Source organism: Brevundimonas sp. LPMIX5 (assembly GCF_003576505.1).
GTDB classification, from domain to species: Bacteria; Pseudomonadota; Alphaproteobacteria; order Caulobacterales; family Caulobacteraceae; genus Brevundimonas; species Brevundimonas naejangsanensis.
The window spans coordinates 1-17112 of sequence record NZ_QWTZ01000007.1 but is presented as its reverse complement, the minus strand read 5'-3'; the positions used below and the strand labels follow the sequence as shown (position 1 = coordinate 17112).

The 17112-nt window shown below is 67.9% G+C and carries 18 protein-coding genes and 1 riboswitch; of the genes, 6 read left to right on the top strand and 12 right to left on the bottom strand.

Translation table 11 applies throughout. The features are described from left to right. Positions 1 to 8: 8 nt before the first annotated feature. From D1604_RS08910 to gcvT, 5 genes are all read right to left on the bottom strand, one after another. Positions 9 to 410: a PGPGW domain-containing protein gene (locus D1604_RS08910; RefSeq protein ID WP_024353394.1), complete on the bottom strand. Its 402-nt coding sequence runs from the start codon at positions 408 to 410 to the stop codon at positions 9 to 11. Between the two features lie 171 nt (positions 411 to 581). After that, entirely contained in the window at positions 582 to 2159 is a 1578-nt protein-coding gene (gene gcvPB / locus D1604_RS08905; RefSeq protein WP_199683739.1) for an aminomethyl-transferring glycine dehydrogenase subunit GcvPB, read from the bottom strand. A 14-nt stretch (positions 2160 to 2173) separates the two neighbouring features. Then, entirely contained in the window at positions 2174 to 3520 is a 1347-nt protein-coding gene (gcvPA, locus tag D1604_RS08900; RefSeq protein WP_119413007.1) for an aminomethyl-transferring glycine dehydrogenase subunit GcvPA, read from the bottom strand. Positions 3521 to 3640: 120 nt separating this feature from the next. Next, positions 3641 to 4006 (bottom strand): glycine cleavage system protein GcvH, encoded by a 366-nt coding sequence (gene gcvH, locus D1604_RS08895; protein WP_024353391.1) that lies wholly within the window; start codon positions 4004 to 4006, stop codon positions 3641 to 3643. An 85-nt stretch (positions 4007 to 4091) separates the two neighbouring features. After that, positions 4092 to 5204: a glycine cleavage system aminomethyltransferase GcvT gene (gene gcvT / locus D1604_RS08890; RefSeq protein WP_119413006.1), complete on the bottom strand. Its 1113-nt coding sequence runs from the start codon at positions 5202 to 5204 to the stop codon at positions 4092 to 4094. A 161-nt stretch (positions 5205 to 5365) separates the two neighbouring features. After that, a riboswitch (glycine riboswitch) is annotated at positions 5366 to 5462 on the bottom strand. A gap of 114 nt (positions 5463 to 5576) precedes the next feature. On the opposite strand from gcvT, the gene D1604_RS08885 reads away from it, so the two are divergent. Further along, the gene (locus tag D1604_RS08885) at positions 5577 to 6545 is read left to right on the top strand and encodes a class 1 fructose-bisphosphatase (protein ID WP_119413005.1); all 969 of its coding nucleotides are present in this window, start codon (positions 5577 to 5579) and stop codon (positions 6543 to 6545) included. A gap of 4 nt (positions 6546 to 6549) precedes the next feature. Further along, positions 6550 to 7182, top strand: a complete 633-nt coding sequence (gene pncA / locus D1604_RS08880) for a bifunctional nicotinamidase/pyrazinamidase (RefSeq protein WP_119413004.1) — start codon at positions 6550 to 6552, stop codon at positions 7180 to 7182. A 183-nt stretch (positions 7183 to 7365) separates the two neighbouring features. Here the strand turns inward: pncA and D1604_RS15930 are convergent, their stop codons facing one another. The 5 genes from D1604_RS15930 to D1604_RS08860 form a co-directional block, all read right to left on the bottom strand. Beyond that, positions 7366 to 8160, bottom strand: a complete 795-nt coding sequence (locus D1604_RS15930) for a DinB/UmuC family translesion DNA polymerase (protein WP_233551997.1) — start codon at positions 8158 to 8160, stop codon at positions 7366 to 7368. Further along, positions 8120 to 8668, bottom strand: coding sequence for a DNA polymerase Y family protein (locus D1604_RS15925; RefSeq protein ID WP_233551995.1), 549 nt, complete (start codon positions 8666 to 8668; stop codon positions 8120 to 8122). Before D1604_RS15925 ends, D1604_RS15930 begins: the two co-directional genes overlap by 41 nt. A 126-nt stretch (positions 8669 to 8794) precedes the next feature. Further along, positions 8795 to 9805, bottom strand: a complete 1011-nt coding sequence (locus tag D1604_RS08870; protein ID WP_119413003.1) for an adenosine deaminase — start codon at positions 9803 to 9805, stop codon at positions 8795 to 8797. Between the two features lie 39 nt (positions 9806 to 9844). Continuing rightward, positions 9845 to 11644 (bottom strand): arginine--tRNA ligase, encoded by a 1800-nt coding sequence (gene argS, locus D1604_RS08865; protein ID WP_119413002.1) that lies wholly within the window; start codon positions 11642 to 11644, stop codon positions 9845 to 9847. 3 nt (positions 11645 to 11647) lie between these two features. Further along, entirely contained in the window at positions 11648 to 12295 is a 648-nt protein-coding gene (locus D1604_RS08860; RefSeq protein WP_024353384.1) for a hypothetical protein, read from the bottom strand. 148 nt (positions 12296 to 12443) lie between these two features. Between D1604_RS08860 and ispH the strand changes: the two genes are divergently transcribed. After that, complete coding sequence (gene ispH / locus D1604_RS08855; RefSeq protein ID WP_119413001.1) at positions 12444 to 13415, top strand: 4-hydroxy-3-methylbut-2-enyl diphosphate reductase; 972 nt, start codon at positions 12444 to 12446, stop codon at positions 13413 to 13415. A 68-nt stretch (positions 13416 to 13483) separates the two neighbouring features. On the opposite strand, the gene D1604_RS08850 is transcribed toward ispH, so the two are convergent. Next, positions 13484 to 14050 (bottom strand): DUF3035 domain-containing protein, encoded by a 567-nt coding sequence (locus D1604_RS08850; protein WP_024353382.1) that lies wholly within the window; start codon positions 14048 to 14050, stop codon positions 13484 to 13486. Positions 14051 to 14119: 69 nt separating this feature from the next. Continuing rightward, positions 14120 to 14662, bottom strand: a complete 543-nt coding sequence (gene lspA / locus D1604_RS08845; protein ID WP_119413000.1) for a signal peptidase II — start codon at positions 14660 to 14662, stop codon at positions 14120 to 14122. Between the two features lie 108 nt (positions 14663 to 14770). Here lspA and D1604_RS08840 point away from each other — a divergent pair, with 108 nt between their 5' ends. Genes D1604_RS08840 through D1604_RS08830 form a run of 3 tightly spaced genes read left to right on the top strand, consistent with a single transcriptional unit; the run spans position 14771 to position 17085 of the window. Beyond that, the gene (locus tag D1604_RS08840) at positions 14771 to 15640 is read left to right on the top strand and encodes a TIGR01459 family HAD-type hydrolase (protein WP_119412999.1); all 870 of its coding nucleotides are present in this window, start codon (positions 14771 to 14773) and stop codon (positions 15638 to 15640) included. Between the two features lie 38 nt (positions 15641 to 15678). Beyond that, entirely contained in the window at positions 15679 to 16140 is a 462-nt protein-coding gene (locus D1604_RS08835) for a MaoC family dehydratase (RefSeq protein ID WP_029673216.1), read from the top strand. A 12-nt stretch (positions 16141 to 16152) separates the two neighbouring features. Further along, a complete protein-coding gene (locus D1604_RS08830; RefSeq protein ID WP_119412998.1) occupies positions 16153 to 17085 on the top strand; it encodes a bifunctional riboflavin kinase/FAD synthetase in 933 nt (310 codons plus the stop codon). Positions 17086 to 17112: the final 27 nt, after the last annotated feature.

Below are 17112 nucleotides of genomic sequence, written 5' to 3'. Positions count from 1 at the left end.
CTTGGCCTTTATTGCCGGAAGGCGCGCCAGCCGCGGCGCAGGCGGCGACGAAAGCGCGCCAGCGGGCGTCGACGGCGGCGCAGCACCATCTTCTCGGCGCGCAGGGTCTGTTGCCAGAAGACGGGGGCAATTTCGGGCTTCTTCCGCATCAGGCGGCGGAAGGGATAGACCCATTTGGGCCGGGCGCGCTGGGCGCGGATGAACTGGCGCTTGGCCCACCAGGAGTTGCGCAGGACGATCACCAGACCGAGGGCGATGACGGGCACGCCGCCGGGGCCGGGCAGGGGCGCGATCAATACGCCCAGCAGGATGACGAAGAAGCCCACACCCATAAGCGCCAGACGGCGCATGCGCCGCGCCAGCCCCGGACGGGGCGGCGGCGGGCTCAGAGAGGGCAGGACCAGGGTCACGGGGCGGCGTCTCGATCAAGATGGCGGCCAGGGAAGGCCGATAATCAGTAAACGCATGAGACAAGGCCGAAAGGCGGCGTCGCCATGACGCTTTCGTAAGTCGGCCCAGAAATGCAGAACGCCGTGTCCCGAAAGACACGGCGTTCGCTGAAGTCAGGCTTGCAGAGCCGATCAACCGGCGCGGTTTGAGCCTTCCGGCGCGGCCCAGCGCAGACGCGGCGAGCGCGCGGCGCGGGTCTCGTCCAGACGCCGCAGGGGCGCATGGAAGGGGGCGCCCTTGAAGCGGTCGACGTCTCCAGCTTTCGCTGCGCCCGCCAGCAGGCGCATGGCCTCGATGAAGCGGTCCAGTTCGGCCTTGGATTCCGTCTCGGTCGGCTCGATCAGCATGGCGCCGTGGACGACCAGCGGGAAATACATGGTCATCGGGTGGAAGCCCTCGTCGATCATCGCCTTGGCGAAGTCGAGCGTGGTGACGTCCGTGCCCTTCAGCCATTCGTCGTCGAACAGGGCTTCGTGCATGCAGGGTCCTTCGGGGAAGGCCGGGCTCATCAGGTCCTCAAGACGGGCCTTGATGTAGTTGGCGTTCAGGACGGCGTCCTCAGCCACCTGACGCAGGCCGTCGGAGCCGTGGGACATCATGTAGCTGAGGGCGCGGACATACATGCCCATCTGCCCCTGGAAGGCGCACAGGCGGCCGAAGGCCTGTTCGGCCTCGTCTTCCTCGCGCTCGACCAGCTTGTAGCCATCACCGGTGTTCACGACCCAAGGGGCGGGGGCGAAGGGGGCCAGGGCCTCCGACAGCACGACCGGACCGGCGCCCGGACCGCCGCCGCCGTGCGGCGTCGAGAAGGTCTTGTGCAGGTTGATGTGCATGGCGTCGACGCCCAGGTCGCCCGGGCGCACCCGGCCGACGATGGCGTTGAAGTTGGCGCCGTCGCAGTAGAAGTAGGCGCCCGCCTCATGGGTCAGGCGGCTGATCTCCAGAATGTCGCGCTCGAACAGGCCGCAGGTGTTCGGGTTGGTGACCATGATGGCCGCCACGTCCGGGCCCAGCTTCGACGCCAGATCGGCCACGTCGACGCGACCGTCGTCGGTCTGGGCTACTTCCACGACCGAATAGCCGACGAAGGCGGCCGTGGCCGGGTTGGTGCCGTGGGCCGAAGTGGGGACCAGCACCTTGCGGCGCTGTTCGTGCTCGCCCTTGGCCTGGTGGGCGGCGCGGATGGCCATCAGGCCGCACAGCTCGCCGTGGGCGCCCGCCTTGGGCGACAGGGCGACCGCAGGCATGCCCGTCAGCGTCGTCAGCCAGTGGGCCAGTTGGTCCATCAGCTCCAGCGCGCCCTGCACCGTCGACTGCGGCTGTAGCGGGTGGATGTCGGAGAAGCCGGGCAGGCGCGCCATCTTCTCGTTCAAGCGCGGGTTGTGCTTCATCGTGCACGAGCCCAGCGGATAGACGGCCAGGTCGATGGCGTGGTTCTTCTGGCTCAGGCGCACATAGTGGCGCATGGCCTCGGGCTCGGACAGGCCGGGCAGGCCGATCGGATCCTTGCGGACCAGGTCGCCCAGGTCAGAGCCATCCGTTGCGGGCTTCGGCAGGTCGACCCCGGTCTTGCCCCAGCCTTCGCCTTCAAAGATCAGCGGCTCGTCCTGCAGCAGGCCGCGCCCGCCGGTCAGGGTGGCAGGCTTGTAGGACGCGTCCGAGGCGGCGTTCGGGGCGGTCGGACGGCCGACAGTGTTCATCGTGCTCATGATTCCAATCTCCCTCAGGCGGCCAGAACCTTGGCGAGCGCACCCGCCAGGATCTTGATGTCGGCGTCCAGCGTCGTCTCGGTGGCGGCGACCAGCAGCACGTCGTCGAGGCCCGCATCCGGGTTCAGGCGGCTGTAGGGCACGCCGCACAGGACGCCGTTGTCGGCCATCGTCTGCACCACGTCAGCGGCGTTCTTCGGCAGCTTGACCGCGAACTCGTTGAAGAAGCGCGGGGTCAGGATTTCGACGCCCGGAATGGCGGCGAGCGCGTCGCGCGTGGCGACCGCCTTCTCGTGGTTCAGCAGAGCCAACTGGCGCAGCCCCGTCTCGCCCAGCAGGCTCATGTGAATGCTGAACGCCAGGCAGCACAGGCCCGAGTTCGTGCAGATGTTCGAGGTCGCCTTGTCGCGGCGGATGTGCTGCTCGCGCGTGGACAGCGTCAGGACGAAGCCGCGCTTGCCCTCGGCGTCCACGGTCTCGCCGCAGTAGCGGCCGGGCGTCTGGCGCAGCAGCTTCTCGCGCGTGGCGAACAGGCCGATGTAGGGGCCGCCGAAGTTCAGGGCGTTGCCGATCGACTGGCCTTCGGCCGCGACGATGTCGGCGCCCATTTCGCCGGGCGACTTCAACAGGCCCATCGACACGGCTTCCGTCACCACGACGATCAGCAGGGCGCCCGCAGCCTGGGCGGCCTCGGCGATCTTCGTCACGTCGGTGGCGGTGCCGAAGACGTTGGGGGTCTGGACGACGACGCAGGCCGTGTCCTTGTCGATGGCGGCGATGACGGCGTCTTCGGCGTCAACGGCGGGCGTCAGGGCCTGGGTCTCGACGCCGACGGCGTGGACCACGGTCTCGGTCGCCTTGACGTAGTGGGGGTGGACGCCGCCCGAGATGACGGCCTTGTTGCGGCGGGTCACGCGGGTGGCCATCAGCACGCCTTCGGCCATGGCGGTCGAGCCGTCATAAAGCGAGGCGTTGGCGACTTCCATGCCGGTCAGGTTCGCGACCTGGGTCTGGAACTCGTACAGGTACTGCAGGGTGCCTTGTGCGATTTCCGGCTGATAGGGGGTGTAGCTGGTCAGGAACTCCGACCGCTGGATCACGTGGTCCACCGTGGCCGGGATGTGGTGCTTATAGGCCCCCGCGCCGCAGAAGAAGGGCACGGTCGAGGCCGTGGCGTTCTTGCCCGCCATGGCCGAGAGGGCGCGTTCGACCTCCAGCTCGCCCGCCACGCGGGGCAGATCGACCAAGCCGTCGCGGCGCGCGGCCTGCGGCACGTCGATGAACAGGTCGTCGATGGATTTGGCGCCGATGGCGGCCAGCATGGCCTCACGGTCGTCGGGCGTCAGGGGGAGGTAGCGCATTACAGGTCCTCGGCGGCATCCCGGAGGTCGCGGGGCGCGACGCTCCGGGAGCGCTTCAAGCGGCGGGAAATCCGGCGACCCCGGACCGGCGCGCCGCGCCGTCCAGGACGACAGCGGAACTTACAGGGTGGTCAGGTAGGCGTCGTAGGCGGCGCGGTCCATCAGGCCGTCCAGCACCGAGGCGTCGGACACCTTGATCTTGGCGAACCAGCCTTCGCCCTCGGCGTCGGCGTTGACGGTTTCCGGGGCGGTCGCCAGCACGGCGTTGCCTTCGATCACTTCGCCCGCGATCGGGGCGTAGACGTCAGAGGCGGCCTTGACCGATTCCACGACGGCGAAGCTGTCGCCGACCGAGACGGTTTTGCCGGCTTCCGGCGTCTCGACGAACACCACGTCGCCCAGGGCGTCAGCGGCGTGCTTGGAGATGCCGACCGTGGCGACGTCGCCGTCGAGGCGAACCCACTCGTGATCCTTGGTGAACTTCATCTTGGTCTTCCTCATAGAGCCTGTGGTCCAGGCTTTGTTTCAAGGCGTCTTCCTCGGCCCTGCGCCGAGGAGCGGAAGGAAGGCGTTAGGCCTTCGGCTTCCGGTAGTAGCGGGTCGGCACGAAGGGCGTGGCGACGACTTCGGCGGCGGCCGGACGGCCGCGCACCAGAACCTTCAGTTCCGCGCCCAGCTCGGCGAAGGCGGGCGGCACATAGCCCATGGCGATGTTGCGCCCCTGCGACGGGGAGGGGCCGCCCGAAGTGACCTTGCCGATGACGGCGCCGTCCATGTCGGCGATCTCGGCGCCTTCTCGGGCAGGGGCGCCTTCCTTGACGTGCAGGCCGACCCGGACGCGCGCCGGGCCGTCGGCCAGTTGTTTGAGGATGACGTCGGCCCCGGCGAAGTCCGCGCGTTCCTTGCGCGACTTGGACAGGGCGAAGGTCAGCCCCGCCTCGACCGGAGTGGTTGCGGCGTCGATATCGTGGCCGTGCAGCGGCAGACCGGCTTCCAGACGCAAGGAGTCGCGCGCGCCCAGACCGACCGGCTTCACCCGCTCGTCCGACAGCAGCAGGTTCCACACGCGCTCTGCGGCGGCGCTGGGCAGGGAAATCTCATAGCCGTCCTCGCCGGTGTAGCCCGAGCGCGAGACGATGCAGTCTTCGTCGAAGAGGCGGATGGCGCGGCAATCCATGAAGCCCATGTCGGCCAGCTCAGCCGAATGGGCGGCCATGACGGCGGCGGCTTCCGGCCCCTGGATGGCCAGCAGGGCGCGGTCCAGCACCTCAAGCTTCGCATCGCCCGACAGATTGGCTTTCAGGAAAGCGAAGTCGGCGTCCTTATTGCCCGCGTTGACAACGATGTAGAGGCCGTCCTCGAACGGCTTGCCCGCCATCAGGTCGTCCATCACGCCGCCCTGTTCGTTCAGCAGCAGAGTGTATTTCTGCTTGCCGGGCTTCACGATTTCATAGTCGCCGGGGACGAGGCGTTCGAACTGCGCAATCGCGTCGGCGCCGGTGATGCGCGCCTGACCCATGTGGGAGACGTCGAACAGGCCGACGTGCTCGCGGGTCCAGCGGTGCTCGGCCAGCACGCCTTCATACTGGACCGGCATATCATAGCCGCCGAAGCCGACCATGCGGGCGCCCAGCGCGCGATGCGCGGCGTTGAGGGGGGTAGTCTTAAGGGCCTGATCGCTCATGGCGTCGCCTCCGGGTCGCAGGTTGCGGCGATAGCTTCGCCGTCGTTGCGCCCCCGCTGTCTTCGAAGCCTGAGAGATTCCGACCGTTCCTGAAAAGGTTCGGCCTTGCTCCGTCGGCGCGCGTCGGGACCCTCCGTCCTTCAGCGACTTTCCAGCGTCCGTGCGCTTTCGCGGTCCTTTTGCCTGAGCGTTTCCGGGGCGGTTGCGCCTTCGGCTCCGGGCGCCGCGAACGGCCCCGGTCTCTCCCGCGAGAGCGTTCGACCTAAGGCCGTGAATCCGGCGCGAAGTCAAGCGGCGCCGGACTTGCCGCCGTCGATCCTAAGGGCCATGAGGGGCGGAACCCCGCTTCGCCCACAGGATTTCAAGGACGTCATGACCGCCCGCACCGATCTCGCCGCCCACCTCGCCTCCCTCGACCTGCCGCAGGGACTGGTCGCGACACTGACGACGGCGGCCGCCGCCTGCGTCGAGATCCGTCAGGTGGTGGCGGGCGGCGCCCTGGTCGGGGCGCTGGGCGCGTCGGGCGCCGTCAATGTGCAGGACGAAGAGCAGAAGAAGCTGGACGTCATCGCCGACGACCTGCTGACCGAGGCCCTGCTGGCCTGTCCCGCCGTGGCGGGCGTGGCGTCCGAGGAAAAGGACACGATGCAGCCCTCGGCCAATGCGGCGGGCGAGTATCTGGTGCTGTTCGACCCGCTGGACGGCTCGTCCAACATCGACATCAATGCGCCGGTCGGCACCATCGTCTCGGTGCTGAAATCGCCTTCGGCCCAGCCGACCGAGGCCGACTTCCTGCAATCGGGGCGACATCAGGTCGCGGCGCTCTACGCCGTCTATGCCGGTCAGGCCATGCTGGTGCTGACCACGGGCAAGGGCGTGGCGGGCTTCACCCTGGCGCCGGACGGCCGCTGGCTGATGACGCATGAGGACGTGCGTATTCCCGCCAATACGAAAGAGTTCGCCATCAACATGTCGAACCAGCGCCACTGGGCCGAGAGCGTCCAGCGCTATGTCGACGGCTGCCTGAAGGGCGCGGACGGCCCGCGCGGCAAGAACTTCAACATGCGCTGGGTCGCCGCCATGGTGGCCGACGTGCACCGCATCCTGATGCGCGGCGGCGTCTTCCTCTATCCGTGGGACAAGCGCGAGCCGAACAAGCCGGGCAAGCTGCGCCTGATGTATGAGGGCAACCCCATGTCCTTCCTGGTCGAGCAGGCGGGCGGCAAGTCCACTACCGACGGCAGGCAGGCCATCATGGACGTGACCCCGACCGAACTGCACCAGCGGGTGCCGGTCGTGCTCGGCTCGGCCAACGAAGTCGACCAGATCGCGGCGGCCTGACGCCATGGAGATCGACGCTTCTGACGCCCTGCTGGTCATCGACGCCCAGAACGACTTCTGCGAGGGCGGCGCCCTGGCGGTGCAGGGCGGGGCGGCGATCATGCCCCTGATCAACCAACTGGCCGAACGGTTCGCGACCGTCATCGCCACCCAGGACTGGCACACGCCGGACCAGATCAGCTTCGCTTCCAACCACGCAGGCGCGGCGCCCTTCACGCAGATCGAGGTCGCCTACGGTCCGCAGATGCTGTGGCCGGATCACTGCGTGCAGGGGACGCCGGGGGCGGACTTTCACCCCGACGTCGCGCCTGCGGTGAACAAGGCGCTGGCCGTGGTCCGCAAGGGCTATAATCCGGCGGTGGATTCCTATTCCGGCTTCTATGAGAACGACCACAGGACGGCGACGGGTCTGGCGGGCCTGCTGCGCGATCTGGGCGTGAAGCGCGTCTTCCTGTGCGGTCTGGCCTATGACTACTGCGTCCGCTTCACCGCCGAAGACGCGGTGAACGAAGGCTTTGAGGCCGTGGTCATCGAAGACGCCTGCCGCGCCATCGCCCCGGACACGGCGGCGGCGGCTAGGGCCAGCTTTATCGCGCTGAAGGTGGCGGAGATCGAAGCCGCGTCGCTGGTCGGCTGACGGCTCTTTTTCTTTCGTCATCCTCCGGCAAGCCGCGTAGCGGCGCAGACCGGGGGACCCAGCGGCGCCGAAGGCGATCCTTGCAACGTACGCGGCGTGTGGCTGTTTCGCGCTCACGCGCGCCGCTGGGTCCCCCGGTCTCGCTCCGCTCGCCGGAGGATGACGAAAGGGAACAAGCGTTCGCTACTCATAGAAGTCCGCCTCGTCGGGGATGCGGGTGAAGGCGATCTTGGCGCCGATGTAGTCGGGTAGGCCCGCTTTGGGGCCGATGCTGACCGTGTCCTTGCCATAGCGTTTGTTCAGCGCATCCAGCGCCTGCGACAGGCGCAGGGACGGCGCGTCGCCGCCCTGATCCGGGCCGATGTCGAACAGGTCGGCCTCGAAAGCGTCGCGCGCCGTCAGGCCGTGGACGCCGACGCCGACATAGCTCAACCGCCCGGCCTCCAGTTCCGGCTCGACCCGGCGCCACAGCGCGTCCAGCGCAGCCAGCAGGGCGAAGGTGTCTTGCGTCGGGGTGACGGCGCGGTTCAGGCCCGTGGTGTCCCAGCCGCGCTTGGTCCCCTTCGGGCCCATGTCGAGATGCAGGCTGATGCCTGCGCCCGTCAGCCCCATCCGTCGCAGCCGCGCCCCGCATTTGACCATCAGGCGCCGCGCCACCGCCCGAGCCTTGTCCGGGTTGCGCATGGCCTGCGCCAGCACATGGCTGTGGCTGATGGAGGCGGGGGGCTTTTCCGGCGTTGGCTCGCTGTCGAGGCCGTGCAGGCCGCGCCAGATGCGCTCGCCCTCGATGCTGTTCCAGACCGCGCGCGCCTCCTTGGCGGTCATGTTCCATAGACCCGCCGTGTCCGTGACGCCCGCCGCGGCCAGCCTTTGCTGCATGCGCGAGCCGACACCCGGATACTGCGACAGCGGCAGGTGCAGGACGGCGCCGGGCAGTTCATAGGCGCGCAATATGGTCAGCCCGGCGGGCTTCTTCATGCCGCAGGCCGTCTTGGCCAGAAACCGTGAAGGCGCCAGCCCGATGGAGGACCGCAGGCACTCGCCCACATTCTCCATGATCCCCGCCTGGAATGCGCCGGGCCAGGGCGACGGCGTTCGCCTCGCGCCGCTCCGGCCCGATCAACTGGCACGAGCATTCGTCAATGGAGCCGACCTTCCACACCGGCACGTGGCGGTCGATCTCGGCCATGATCTGTTTGTGGACCTGAACATAGAGGTCGGGCCGCGCCTCGGCGACGATCAGGCCGGGGCACAGGCGGCGCGCCTCGGCCACCTGCATCCCGGTGCGGACGCCGAAGGCCTTGCTCTCATAGCTGGCGGCGATGGCGCCGGTGTATTCGCTGATCGCCGGGCGGACGATGACCGGCTTGCCGCGCCAGTTGGGGTTCTGCTGCTGCTCGACGCTGGCGAAGAAGGCGTTCAGGTCGATGAACAGCCAGCGCAGCCCGGCGGCGTCTTCATCAGGCTTTCGGCCGGGGTGCTCCATGTGGTGAACATATCAGGAACATTTGTGGCTCGATAGTGAGGTCTGGCGCGGCCCGCCTCCTTCGTTCGACATCCCCCGGTCTGCGCCGCTTGCGCGGCTTGCCGGAGGATGACGGAAGGAAGGGTCTCAGTTCGCCGCCGCGTAGGCATCGACCTCGGCGATCCTCGCGGCCTTGTCGGCGTCGTTCAGGAAGCTGCCTTCGAAACTGTTCTTCGCCAGTTGCGTCACCTGCTCCCGCGTCAGGCCGACCGCCTCGGCCAACTGGATATAGTTGGCGTTCACATAGCCGCCGAAATAGGAGGGGTCGTCCGAGTTCAGGGTGACGTGCAGGCCCCGGCGCAGCATTTCCGGGACCGGGTGGTCCCTCAGATCCTTGACTACGCACAGCTTCAGGTTCGACAGGGGGCAGACCGTCAGGGTCATCTGCTCGGCGACCAGACGGGCGATCAGGGCCTCGTCCTCCATCGAGCGGTTGCCGTGGTCCATGCGGTCGATGTGCAGCAGGTCCAGCGCCTCGCGCACGTATTCGGGCGGACCTTCCTCGCCCGCATGGGCGCACAGCTTCAGACCCAGTTCGCGCGCGGCGGCGAAGACGTGCTGAAACTTTGACGGCGGGTGGCCGACCTCGGACGAATCCAGCCCGACGCCGATGAAGTGGTGCAGATAGGGCTTGGCCATCTCCAGCGTGGCGAAGGCTTCGTCCTCGCTGAGGTGGCGCAGGAAGCTGAGGATCAGGCCGCTGGTGACGCCCAACTCCGCCTTGGCCCGGTCCATGCCCGCGATCAGGCCCTCGACCACCACGGCGAAGGGCACGCCCCGGTCGGTGTGGGTCTGGGGATCGAAGAAAATCTCGGCGTGGCGCACGTTGTCGGCGGCGGCGCGCTGGAAATAGGCGCAGGCCAGATCCTCGAAATCCTGACGGGTCAGCAGCACGGCGGCGCCCGCGTAATAGATGTCGAGGAAGTCCTGCAGATTCGAGAAGTCGTAGGCCGCGCGCACGGCCTCGACGCTGTCGTAGGGGATGGCGACGCCGTTGCGCTGCGCCAGTTCGAACATCAGTTCCGGCTCGAGCGAGCCTTCGATGTGCAGGTGCAGTTCGGCCTTGGGCAGGCCGGCGATGAAGGCGTCGAGGGACATGAGGGGAGGCTCCTTGGCGGTCGCCTCCCCCTTATCACATTACATCCGCTCGGGCGTCTCGATGCCCAGCAGGCGAAGCGCCGTCTCCAACTGGTGCAGGGTCGCGGCGGCCAGGGCCAGACGCGAGCCCTTGGTCGCTTCGTCCGGCGCGACGAGGATCGGGCAGGCGGCGTAGAACTTCGAGAAGCTCTGGGCCAGCCGATAGGCGTGTTCGGCGATCAGGTTGGGCGAGCGCTTGTCATAGGCGTCGGCCGTGGCCGCGTCGAAGGCGTCCAGCGTCAGGGCCAGATCGCGTTCGGCGGCTTCCTTGATGATGATGGGGGCGAAGGCCACGCCCTGTTCCGCCGCCTTGCGCAGCAGGGATTTCACCCGCACGGCCTGATACAGCAGATAGGGGCCGGTCTTGCCCTCGAAGCTCATGAAGCGGTCGAGGTCGAAGACGTAGCTGGTCGTGCGGTTGTTCGACAGGTCCGAGAACTTCAGCGCGGCCACCGCCACCTTGTGGGCGATATCCTCGAACTCTTCGGCGGGCAGGTCGTCGCCCAACCTGGCCTCGTGCAGACGCTCGCGCGCCTTGTCGGTCGCCTGATCGATCAGGTCGCGCAGCTTCAGGACGCCGCCCGCGCGGGTCTTGAACGGCTTGCCGTCGGCGCCGTTCATGGTGCCGAAGCCGAGGTGTTCCAGCGACTTCTCAGGCGCGTATCCGGCCAGATAGGCGGCGCGGAAGACCTGTTCGAAATGCTCGGCCTGACGCTCGTCCACGACGTAGAGGATCAGGTCCGGGCCGATCGATTTCTTGCGGTCCAGGATCGTCGCAAGGTCGGTCGTGCCGTACATGGCCGAACCTTCCGAGCTGATGACCAGCAGGGGCGGGGGCGACGGCGCCTCGATCACCGAGCCGTCGGCCAGCTTCTTCTTGCGGGTCTCGCCGTCGCGGGCGACGTGAACCACCTGGGCGCCGTCGTCCTCGACCAGCAGACCCTTGGCCTTCAGGTCGGCGATCATCTCCTCCATCAGGGGATCGGCGTCGCTCTCGCCGTTCCACAGGTCGAAGTCGACCGACAGGTCGTCATATTCGCGCTTCAGCGCCTCGCGGCTGACGGCGACGAAGTGCTGCCACAGGGCGCGATAGCCGGGGCGACCGCCCTGTAGTTCGGCGGTCGCCTTGCGGGCGCGGTCGCGGAAGGCGGGGTCTTCCTTGGCCTTGCCCGCCGCCAGCGGATACAGGCGGTCCAGGTCGGCCAGAGTCACCGGCGTCTGCGCCGGGAAGGGGCCGTCGCCCTCGGCCATGAAGGCGTCCGCGAGCCCTTCGTCGCCGCAGGCGGTGATCAGCAGGCCCATCTGGAAGCCCCAGTCGCCGAAGTGGGCGTCGCCGACTACTTCGTCGCCGCGCAGGCGAAACAGCCGCTTCAGGCTCTCGCCGATGATGGCGCTGCGCAAATGGCCGACGTGCATGGGCTTGGCCACGTTTGGGCCGCCGTAGTCGATGACGACCTTGCGCGGTTCGACGCGCGAGGCGCCGGCCAGTTCTTCGTCCGCCGCGACCTCGGCTGCGCGCTGCGCCAGAGCCGCATTCGACAGCGTCATGTTGATGAAGCCGGGCCCGGCGACCTCGACCGACGACAGGCGCGGATCGGCGGCCAGACGCTCGGCCACCCTGGCGGCCAGTTCGCGCGGATTGGCTTTCAGCGCCTTGGCGGCGGCCAGGGCGCCGTTCGACTGGAAGTCGGCCAGATCGGGACGGTCGGAGGCGGTGACGCGGGCCAGGGCCTTGTCCACGCCTTCGGCGGCGAAGGCGGACCCGACCGCTTCGCTAAGAGAAGTCTTGAGGTCGGTCATGTCTTAGTCGGTCTGTTGGCCCGCAGTCGGGCGGAAACGGCTGCCGGATCGGTTGAACTCGGCGTTTTCGGGCGTGATCTCAAAGCCGATCAGGACCTCGAAGTGGCCGCCGCTGGTGGTGGCCTCGGCGCGCGGGATGACGATGGTCTGGCTGGCCTCGGCCTGGGTGCGGTCGGCGCCGCCGAAGGTCACCGGCAGGTCGAAATATTCCTTGGCCAGAACGGCGGAGTTCCGCTCGGTCACGGCGATCCAGTAGCGATAGGTGCGGGCGTCGCCCTGCGCCTGCGGACCCTTGCCCAGGCTGAACAGCAGATTCATGTCCAGACGGATCGGATCGTTTTCGCGATAGGTGCAGTCGGAATTGACGCCTTCGATCTCGCCGGTGAAGCCGACGCCGCTGGCCGAGGGACGCTCATAGTCCGCCAGTTCGACATAGCGGGCCGCGTCGTAGAGAATCTTCACATAGGGGCAGGGACCGGCGTTGGCGCGGCGGCTGAGCGGAGCGAAACGCATCGGGCGCGACGGCGCCTTTTCAGCCTTCTGTCCGCCCTGTTGGCCGCCTTGTGGGCGCCCGCTCTGGGCCTCGGCGGCGTGGGGGATCAGCGCGGCCGTAAGAGAAAGGGCGGCGAGGGCGGTCAGGACGCGACGCATCAGGAGCTTTCCGGCAGTCGATGAAGGCGGGCCGATCAGACGCCCGAACGGGCCACGCTGGGTGGTGATAGCGGCTAAAGCGAGGCGCGGCAAACGGCGCGCGGACTTCCGGTGGCGATCCGGCGCGCAAAGTCCTAAGTTCGCGGCCATGAACGCGCCTGTACCGCCCTCACAGTTTCAACGACGCCCCCTGATCGTCCGCATGGCGACGCCGCGCGGCTTCTGCGCCGGGGTGGACCGGGCGATCCAGATCGTGGAGCGCGCCATCGAGAAATACGGCGCCCCCGTCTATGTGCGCCACGAGATCGTCCACAACCGCCATGTCGTCGATCGGCTGAAAGGGCTGGGCGCCGTCTTCGTCAAGGAACTGGATGAGTGCCCGGACGACCGGCCGGTCGTTTTCTCGGCGCACGGCGTGCCCAAGTCGGTGCCCGCCACAGCCCGCTCGCGCGAGATGCTGTTTCTGGACGCGACCTGCCCGCTGGTGTCCAAGGTCCACGTCGAGGCCGAGCGCAATTTCGCTGCAGGCCGCCACGTCATCCTGATCGGCCACGCGGGCCACCCCGAGGTCGTCGGCACGATGGGCCAACTTCCCGCCGGGGCGATCAGTCTGGTGGAGACGGTCGAGGATGCGGAAAACTTCCAGCGTCCCGGCGATCAGCCGCTGGCCTACGCCACCCAGACGACGCTGTCCGTTGACGACACCGCCGAGATTCTGGCGGCGCTGAAGCGGCGCTTCCCCGAACTGCCCGACCCGCACAAGGAAGACATCTGCTACGCCACCACCAACCGTCAGGAGGCGGTCAAGCGGCTGGGCGACGGTTGCGGCCTGGTGCTGGTGGTGGGGTCCAAGAACTCCTCCAACTCGGCGCGGCTGGTGGATGTGGCGCTTAAGGCGGGCGCAGGCGACGCGCGTTTGGTCGATGACGCGGGCGATCTGGACTGGAGCTGGTTCGACGGGGTCGAGACGATCGGCGTGACCGCCGGGGCCTCGGCGCCCGAGCCGCTGGTGCAGGGGGTGATCGACGCCCTGCGGACTCGCTTCGACGTCACCGTGACCGAGGACGACGGCGCCCGCGAGACCGTGACCTTCAAACTGCCGCGCGCCCTGACGACCTGATCCAAACAGTAAAAAGGCGCGTCCGTCGAACGAACGCGCCTTTAATCTCTCGGACGGCTTGGGGCCGCTTACAGGCCCGGCAGCTTGAAGCGGGTGTCGCGACGCGGGGCGATGGTGATGCCCTCGCGGCCGCCGGTCAGGGCTTCCAGACGGGCGTGTTCGCTGGAGGCGTCGATGGTCTTGGCGCCCTCCGGCGTCTGGGTCACCGTCGCAGCCTGGCTGGACGGATCGTTCTTGCGCCAGAACATCAGGCGATTGGCCCAGCTTTCTTCCTTGTGCGCCAGGTTGCCGAACTCGTCATCGACGACATAGCGGGCCAAGGGGTCGGCGCGGTCGGCGCCGGCCTCGGCGGCCAGGACCTGTTCGCCCGGCGTGCGGGTCACCGCCTGGCGCTGACCCAGCAGGATCTGGCGCGCGGCGCTTTCGGGGGCCAGTTCCTGCGGACGCGGGGCGCCCGGCGTCGGCGGGGTCAGGCCGTATTCGGGCGGCACCACCAGGGGGGCGCTGGCCACGGTGACGAATTCGTCCGGCACGACCTTGGACAGGCCGATGCTCTGCTTCATCGATCCGCAGGCGCTCAGGCTGAGGGCCGCGCCGGCGGCCAGGGTCGCGATCAGGACGGGACGGATACGCATGGGTCGTTCGGCTCCGGGAGGCGCGCCCGTCGGGGCGCTGGCTCGGGTCGATAAGTTAAGAGGGTGTGATTACGACTTTTCGTGGGCCGCGCCAACAGTCGTGCGACGCTCGGACAGGAAGCTGTCCAGGATCAGCAGCATAACCCCGATGGTGATGCCGCTGTCGGCCACATTGAAAATCCACGGGAACAGGCCCGTGCCCGAAAAGTCGAGGAAGTCGACCACGCCGCCGAAGCGGATGCGGTCGATGACGTTGCCGACGGCGCCGCCCATGACCAGGCCGATGGCCGCGACCAGCAGGCGGCGATTCGCCCGTGTCGCCCACCAGGCCAGCAGGCCCGCCACCACGACCGAAAAGATGCTCAGGATCCAGCGCCCCGCGCCGCCGCCGAACAGGCCGAAGCTGACGCCCGTGTTCAGCACATAGGTCAGGTTGAAGACCGGCGGCGCGACCTCGGCGATGCGATAGCCGTCGGGGATGTGGGAGATATGGGCGGCGTCGATGGCCCCCAGCACCCAGGCCTTGGTCAGTTGGTCCAGGATGATGACGGCCAGGGCGATGCCGTAGGCGCCCAGCGCGAGACGGGAAATCGCGAGACGGGAAATCTTCATGTCCAGCCGGTTAGCAGGAAGACGTGCGGCGGCGAAGAGGGAAAGCGCAGACGGACCGATCGTCGGCCACGGCCTTTCCCCCCGGTTTTCACTCGCTATAAGCGGGGCATGACCCAGCCTCATCCGTTGCCCCGCCTGTCCGCCGTCGCCGATGACTACGATATCCTGCTCTGCGACGTCTGGGGCGTGATCCACAACGGACGCGAGAGCTGGGCCGCCGCCTGTGAGGCCCTGACCAAGTTCAACGAGAAGGGCGGCCATGTCGTCCTGATCTCGAACTCGCCGCGCCCGTCTTCGGACGTGGTGGCGCAACTGGACGGTCTGGGCGTGCCGCGCAGCGCCTGGAAGGCTTTTGTCACCTCGGGCGACGCCACCCGGATGGAGCTGGCGCGCCGCGCGCCCGGCCCGGCCTGGATCATCGGCCCGGATCGCGACTTCGCCCTGTATGAAGGTCTGGATCTGACCAGCGCCCACGGCGCCGAGGACGCCGCCTTCATCTCCGTCACCGGCCCCTATGACGACACGACCGAAACGCCCGAGGACTATCGCGAGCGTCTGATCCCGGCGGCTGAACGCAGACTGGAGCTGATCTGCGCCAACCCCGATCGCGTGGTCCAGCGCGGGGATACGATCATCTATTGCGGCGGCGCCATCGCCGATCTGTATGAGTCGATGGGCGGACGGGTGATCATGGCGGGCAAGCCGTTCGCGCCCATCTACGCCCTGGCGCTGAAGGAGGCGGAAGGCCTGCTGGGCCGCGCCGTCGACCGTTCACGTGTGCTGTGCATCGGCGACGGCGTGGTGACCGATGTCCTGGGCGCCGCCGAGCAGGCGCTGGACTGCCTGTTCATCGCACAGGGCATTCACGGCGATGCGGCCAAGGCGGCCGACGGTTCCCTGGATCCGGCGCGCGCCGCCGAACTGCTTCGCGCCGAGACGACCTTCGCTCGCTACGCCGCGCTGGAACTGACCTGGTAAGTCTCGCCATTTCGTCGCACCTGCCTTAAAGGCCGCACATGGTTGATCTGGTCCAAGCGCACCCGTCGGGCGGCTATATCCTCGACGAACTCCACGTCGGCATGGCCGCAGAGAAGACGGTTCACGTCACCGAAGAGCGGATTCGTCTGTTCGCCGAGGCGTCCGACGACTTCAATCCGGTGCATCTGGATGAAGCCTTCGCCGCCAAGACGGCCTATCGCGGCCGCATCGCCCACGGCCTGCTGTCGGCGGCCTTCGGCTCGGCGGTGGTGGGCACCATCCTGCCGGGCGCGGGGTCGATCTACATCTCCCAGACCCTGTCGTTCCATTTCCCGGTACGGATCGGCGATATGGTGCGCATTCAGATCACGGTCATCGAGCTGGACCATGAAGGCGCCCGCGCCCAGCTGAAATGCGAGGGCTTTGTCGAGGACAAGCTGATCATGGACGGCGTCGCCGTCGTGCGCGTGCCGCGTCGCCGCAAGCCTTCGGCGCGCTGAAGGCCGCCTGAAGTGGTCGAAGTCATTCGCGACTGGCGCGGTCTTACGGACGCTCAGAAGGGGGCGGCCGTCGCCGTCGGCGCCTTCGACGGCGTGCATCGCGGCCATCAGGCGGTCATCGCCTCGGCGCGCCAGGCGGCCGACCGGCTGGGCGTTCCCCTGGCCGTGGTCAGCTTCGATCCCCATCCGCGCCGTCTGTTCCAGCCCGAGGCCGCGCCCTTCCGCCTGATGACGCCGGACCAGATGGCGCGCGCCCTGGCGCCGCTGGGCGTCGACCGCCTGTATCTGCTGCCGTTCGACCGTGAGATGGCGGGCATGACGGACGAGGAATTCGCCAGACGCGTCCTGTCCGAAGGCCTCGGCATCGCCCACGCCGCCGTCGGCTTCGACTTCACCTTCGGCAAGGGCCGTTCCGGCTCGCCCGCCTTGCTTCAAGCCTATGGCGAGACGCTGGGATTCACCGTCTCCGTCACCGATCGCATCGACGACGCCTCAGGGCTCAAGCTGTCGTCCAGCGCCGTGCGCGAGGCGTTGAAGGCCGGCGACATGGACCGCGCCGCCGCCATTCTGGGCCGCCCCTTCGCCATTCAGGGCGAGGTGATCCACGGCGACAAGCGCGGCCGCACCATCGGCGTGCCGACGGCCAATGTGGCGATGGGCGACTACATGCGCCCGGCCTATGGGGTCTATGCAACGCGCACCCGTCTGCCGGACGGGCGGGTCATCAACGGCGTCGCCAATCTGGGCGTGCGCCCGATGTTCGAGATCGAACAGCCTTTGCTGGAAGTCTGGTTGTTGGACTTCAATGAGAGCCTCTACGGCAAGGTGCTGGAGACCGAACTGATCGCCTTCCTGCGCGGCGAGATGAAGTTCGACGGCCTGGACGCGCTCAAGGTTCAGATTGAGGCCGACGCAGAGGCGGCGAGGGTGGTGCTGGCTCTCTGAGACCCTCTCCCGGCGGGAGAGGGCTTG

Excerpts from the sequence above, each read along its gene's own strand:
- D1604_RS08885 (WP_119413005.1), top strand. The coding sequence starts at position 5,577 with ATGACCGCCCGCACCGATCTCGCCGCCCACCTCGCCTCCCTCGACCTG.
- argS (WP_119413002.1), bottom strand. The coding sequence starts at position 11,644 with ATGACCGACCTCAAGACTTCTCTTAGCGAAGCGGTCGGGTCCGCCTTC.
- lspA (WP_119413000.1), bottom strand. The coding sequence starts at position 14,662 with ATGAAGATTTCCCGTCTCGCGATTTCCCGTCTCGCGCTGGGCGCCTAC.
- D1604_RS08860 (WP_024353384.1), bottom strand. The coding sequence starts at position 12,295 with ATGCGTCGCGTCCTGACCGCCCTCGCCGCCCTTTCTCTTACGGCCGCG.
- D1604_RS08870 (WP_119413003.1), bottom strand. The coding sequence starts at position 9,805 with ATGTCCCTCGACGCCTTCATCGCCGGCCTGCCCAAGGCCGAACTGCAC.
- gcvPB (WP_199683739.1), bottom strand. The coding sequence starts at position 2,159 with ATGAGCACGATGAACACTGTCGGCCGTCCGACCGCCCCGAACGCCGCC.
- ispH (WP_119413001.1), top strand. The coding sequence starts at position 12,444 with ATGAACGCGCCTGTACCGCCCTCACAGTTTCAACGACGCCCCCTGATC.
- D1604_RS15925 (WP_233551995.1), bottom strand. The coding sequence starts at position 8,668 with ATGGAGCACCCCGGCCGAAAGCCTGATGAAGACGCCGCCGGGCTGCGC.
- D1604_RS15930 (WP_233551997.1), bottom strand. The coding sequence starts at position 8,160 with ATGAAGAAGCCCGCCGGGCTGACCATATTGCGCGCCTATGAACTGCCC.
- D1604_RS08840 (WP_119412999.1), top strand. The coding sequence starts at position 14,771 with ATGACCCAGCCTCATCCGTTGCCCCGCCTGTCCGCCGTCGCCGATGAC.
- D1604_RS08850 (WP_024353382.1), bottom strand. The coding sequence starts at position 14,050 with ATGCGTATCCGTCCCGTCCTGATCGCGACCCTGGCCGCCGGCGCGGCC.
- pncA (WP_119413004.1), top strand. The coding sequence starts at position 6,550 with ATGGAGATCGACGCTTCTGACGCCCTGCTGGTCATCGACGCCCAGAAC.
- gcvH (WP_024353391.1), bottom strand. The coding sequence starts at position 4,006 with ATGAAGTTCACCAAGGATCACGAGTGGGTTCGCCTCGACGGCGACGTC.
- D1604_RS08835 (WP_029673216.1), top strand. The coding sequence starts at position 15,679 with ATGGTTGATCTGGTCCAAGCGCACCCGTCGGGCGGCTATATCCTCGAC.
- gcvPA (WP_119413007.1), bottom strand. The coding sequence starts at position 3,520 with ATGCGCTACCTCCCCCTGACGCCCGACGACCGTGAGGCCATGCTGGCC.
- gcvT (WP_119413006.1), bottom strand. The coding sequence starts at position 5,204 with ATGAGCGATCAGGCCCTTAAGACTACCCCCCTCAACGCCGCGCATCGC.